Annotated in this window: 3 protein-coding genes; 1 reads left to right on the top strand and 2 read right to left on the bottom strand. The window is 41.2% G+C overall.

All coding sequences use genetic code 11. The annotated features are described in order from the left end of the window. Positions 1–120: 120 nt before the first annotated feature. The gene (locus tag ABD873_RS10680) at positions 121–1173 is read right to left on the bottom strand and encodes a sugar phosphate isomerase/epimerase family protein (RefSeq protein WP_039054562.1); all 1053 of its coding nucleotides are present in this window, start codon (positions 1171–1173) and stop codon (positions 121–123) included. A 77-nt stretch (positions 1174–1250) separates the two neighbouring features. Continuing rightward, entirely contained in the window at positions 1251–2480 is a 1230-nt protein-coding gene (locus tag ABD873_RS10675; protein WP_345068184.1) for a glycosyltransferase, read from the bottom strand. Between the two features lie 111 nt (positions 2481–2591). On the opposite strand from ABD873_RS10675, the gene ABD873_RS10670 reads away from it, so the two are divergent. Then, positions 2592–3173, top strand: coding sequence for a MiaE family protein (locus ABD873_RS10670; protein WP_039054561.1), 582 nt, complete (start codon positions 2592–2594; stop codon positions 3171–3173). The last annotated feature ends 170 nt before the right edge of the window (positions 3174–3343 follow it).

Genomic DNA, 3343 nt, shown 5'->3' with positions numbered 1-3343 from the left:
ATAGTGGTTACTAGACGTAACTTAAAATTGAAATTATACTTCTGTTTTTTACTCATAAAAATGCCCCAAATAAGTGTCTAACTTTTTGGGGCATGTCTAGTTCTGCAGGACTTTTTAGGTTTACAAACCTAATATTTCTCGGTTAAACTTGTCGTCAGCACCTGTAGCAGCAAAATCATCGAAAGCCTTATCTGTCACACGAATGATGTGGTCCTTGATAAATTGAGCGCCTTCGGTAGCTCCGTCAATCTGATTCTTGATACAACATTCCCATTCCATCACGGCCCAACCATCATAACCGTATTGTGTCAGCTTACTAAAGATGGTTTTGAAGTCCACCTGGCCGTCACCCGGAGAGCGATACCTTCCTGCCCTGTTAAGCCAGGACTGATAGCCTCCAAAAGTTCCTTGCTTTCCAGAAGGATTAAATTCGGCATCTTTCACGTGGAATGCTTTAATGCGCTCGTGATAGAAATCTATGTATTGGATGTAATCCAGCTGCTGCAGTACAAAATGTGATGGATCATAAAGAAGACAGGCGCGAGGATGGTTGTTGACTTTTTCTAAGAACATCTCGTATGTCACTCCGTCAAAGAGGTCTTCTCCCGGATGGATTTCATAACACACATCCACTCCTGCCTCGTCGAAAGCATTCAGAATCGGCATCCAACGTCGGGCAAGCTCCGAGAACGCTTCATCTACCAAGCCATCGGGACGCTGTGGCCACGGATGAAAATACTGCCACATCAACGCACCACTAAAGGTGGCATGCGCCTTTAACCCTAAATTCTGGGACGCTTTGGCAGCATAGATGAGCTGTTGTGTTGCCCATTCCGTCCTCGCCTTGGGATTGTTTCTATATTGTTGCGGAGCAAAAGCGTCAAACAGCTTATCATACGCCGGATGTACTGCCACCAGCTGCCCTTGAAGGTGTGTAGAAAGCTCCGTAATCTCTAATCCCAACTCTTGAAGTTTGCCTTTATATTCATCCGCATAGGTTTTACTTTCTGCTGCTTTCTGAAGATCGAAATATTTGGGATCTCCTGTCGGGATCTGTAAACCTACAAAACCTAAGGACTTTGCCCATCGCGCTATATTTTCCAAACTATTGAAGGGCTCTTGATCGGATATAAATTGTGCTAAGAAAATACCTGGACCTTTTATCGTTTTCATAATTTATAGTTTAATCATTTAAATATAACAATTTGTCGATAATAATAGGTCTGCAGGAAGCTCTTAGTCACTTACATTCATTCGATGTGCTCTCTTTTGTTTTTCTCTTCTATCCACAAAGACATATATTTCGTCGCGTTGAGCTGCTGTAACAACAATATCTCTCCGAGAAAATATTTCTTTCTGTAATCTGCTAAATCTTCTACCCTTTGTCGACAAAGACATACCAGGGCTTTGGTAAAAGAGTCGTCCGCTACGGTCTGGTTGAAGAGTTTAATGCCCTGCCGCTGTTTCTCCAGCCAAATTTCTTTATCCGAATAGAGTTGAACACATCGCTGCACCATAGTTTCATAATCTTCGGCAACAAATCCGCTCCACAGGTTGTCTATAGACATATCTTCAGCCCCTATAGGAGTTGTGACGGAAGGAGTGCCGACAGCCATAGCATCAACAAATTTGCCTTTAGCTCCAGCTCCGAAAGGTATAGGAGCCACAAGCACTCTATATTGCGCTAGCGTATCTCTAGCTTTTTCCGCCCTTCCTTTGACATGAAATCTTTGCTTTGGATTATGTAGTTGCATGACCTTTGCTCCGGCATACGCTCCGTAAATATGTAGTTCAGCCTTCGTCAGCACCTTGCTAAGCCTTGGCCATATTTCTCTTTTAAGGATTTCTACTGTACGAAAGTTAGGCTCGTGCATGAAGTTTCCTATAAATACAAGGTGTTGCCTTTCTTCGAATGCAGGAAGATGTGCGAGTATGTCGTCTTCCAGCCTTTTCTCCTGAAAAGGAATATAAAAAAGCTTCTCCTCCGGAATGAGAAATTGCTCCTTTAGCAACAGTATCTCGTATTTGGATATCATCAATGATATATCCGAACGCAGGATGGAAGCCAGTTCCCTTTTAGCTACATAGGTGTGCAGATCTAATTCCGTCTTTCTCTTAAAAGATTGTTCACGTGCCAGCCGTAGAAAATGCAAATCTTCGGTGTCAAGTATGCGTAAGGCCTTAGGACATTTCTCAGCAACCCTCCATCCGTACTGCTCTTCCACCATAAAGCGGTCAAATACTACTATATCGGGTTGTAAACCTTCGACAAAAGCATCGAAAGAAGCATCGTTAAGCACTATAGCATGTTCTTTTATTCCTCTTTCTGCCAGAGGAAAGGAATATCTACTTTTTGCTGCTGCACATGCAAAATGTACCTCTCCTATCTGCGTGAAAGCTTCTACCAATTGCAATATACGCCACCCCGCTGCCGACGACTGTGGCTCCGGCCATACCAATCCTATAAAAAGTATTTTCATCTCCGATGATATATGCACAAAAATAAACCTTAATGCTAAGGTTTCACCTTCCAACAAGGAATTAAATATTAGTTTCGTAATTTTGTATCATATCATAAACAACATAAATCTATGCTGGGCTTAAAATTATTGACAGACCCTCGATGGGCAAATATAGCAGAATCCAACCTTGAAGAAATATTATCGGATCACGCTTGGTGTGAACAAAAAGCAGCATCGAATGCCATAACCATCATCACCCAAAATCCTGAACATGAAGAGTTAGTGCATGAACTTACAGCTATAGCCATTGAAGAGTTGGGGCATTTTAAGATGGTCATCGACATCATAAAAGAAAGAGGATATACTTTAAGACGTGAGAGAAAAGACGATTACGTCAATCAGTTATTGAAATTCTCGAAGAAAGACGGCTCCCGAAATCAGGCATTCATTGACAGGCTTTTGTTTGCAGCCATGATTGAAGCACGTAGCTGTGAACGCTTTAGAGTGTTAAGTCAAAATATTAAAGATGATTTTCTCAAAAAGTTTTATTACGATTTGATGGTCTCAGAAGCCAATCACTACACTACCTTTCTAAATTTCGCACGCAAATATACTATTGACGTAGACGTGGATAAACGTTGGAAAGAATGGCTTGATTTTGAAGGAGAGCTGATAAAATCCTACGGAACTAAAGAATATATTCATGGATAATATAAGTAAGCTAAAAAAGGAAGATAATATGTTTATCTTCCTTTTTATTTTCTCTTATGAATAGATAGCTTAAAACAAAAAAGCCTTATCGATATGGATAAGGCTTTTCTTTGTTTAATAAGGGTAGGCACCGACCTACTCTCCCACCTGTTACGGCAGTACCATCGGCT

Source organism: Sphingobacterium thermophilum (assembly GCF_039541675.1).
GTDB lineage: Bacteria > Bacteroidota > Bacteroidia > Sphingobacteriales > Sphingobacteriaceae > Sphingobacterium > Sphingobacterium thermophilum.
This window is presented reverse-complemented; position numbering and strand designations above follow the sequence as displayed.